This is a genomic window from Achromobacter pulmonis (assembly GCF_002885955.2).
Lineage (GTDB): Bacteria > Pseudomonadota > Gammaproteobacteria > Burkholderiales > Burkholderiaceae_B > Achromobacter > Achromobacter pulmonis_A.
The window spans coordinates 1-948 of record NZ_POQS01000044.1 but is presented as its reverse complement, the minus strand read 5'-3'; the positions used below and the strand labels follow the sequence as shown (position 1 = coordinate 948).

Annotated in this window: 1 protein-coding gene; it reads left to right on the top strand. The window is 53.3% G+C overall.

Annotated features, from left to right (window positions below; translation table 11 throughout):
- Window positions 1–109: 109 nt before the first annotated feature.
- Window positions 110–948: acyltransferase (locus C1I89_RS33715; protein WP_146196995.1), on the top strand; the 839-nt coding region annotated here is incomplete at its 3' end.

The window sequence follows — 948 nt, the reverse complement described above, 5'->3', positions numbered from 1 at the left end:
CGAGGGCATCGAAATCTTGGAAGTTCAAATCGCGTCCCCTTCAGACGAAAAAAAGCCCGCATAAGCGGGCGTACAATCCCCAACTGCCTAAAAAAATGAAAAACTTAATATGGCCGAGAAAAATATCCCGGGCTTTCATTACGCGCGCGCAGTCCTATCGATTTTTGTGGTTCTATGGCATACCCATGCGGTGCCGCGTCCTGAAATTTGGAGCGCCACTGACGTGTTTGGTTATGTGCCTGGCGTATTGGACATAATCAATTTCCAGGTGTTGTTAACCGCCGTTCCGGGCTTTGTCGCGATCTCCTGCTTTCTGTACGTGCTTCATGGCGGCAGCGTTCATAAACTTCGCGCACGGGCGCTCCGACTGACTGCCCTGATGCTCTTCTGGACGATGTTGTTTCTTCTCGTAGACAGAGGCCTGCCCGGACTTCAAACCGCGGCCCGCTGGCTCATTGATAGCCCTGTTGTCGCTTTAATTGGAGCCTTCGGTACTGTCTATTATTTCTTTATGGCCTTAGCGGTAACGCTCGTCGTTACGAGCTTGTGCGCCGGGCTATCTACGCGATGGAACGTGGCGCTGCTGGCCTGGCTTTGTGGGCTCATCGGGTTGTTCCAATGGATTCCAATGCATGGCGGCCCACAGTGGATGTGGGCGCATTGGAATCCGTTGAACTTCGCTCCCTATGGCCCAGCCATGGTTTTGCTGGTGCGGTATTTTCCGATCCTCATAAACCGCAGGGCCTTGGCATTTTCGATATTGCTCTTCTGCGCTGCAGCGTTCGCAGTTATCGAATGGGCCACTCTGCCGGCTTTAACCGGCCAACAACCAATCACGGCCAGCATTCCCGCATACACGAGAATTTCTCTGTTGCCTACGGCCGCCGCCATCGTATTGGCCTGTATTTCTTCGCGCGCAATGGCAGATAAGGGAAGGTCTGAAGAACT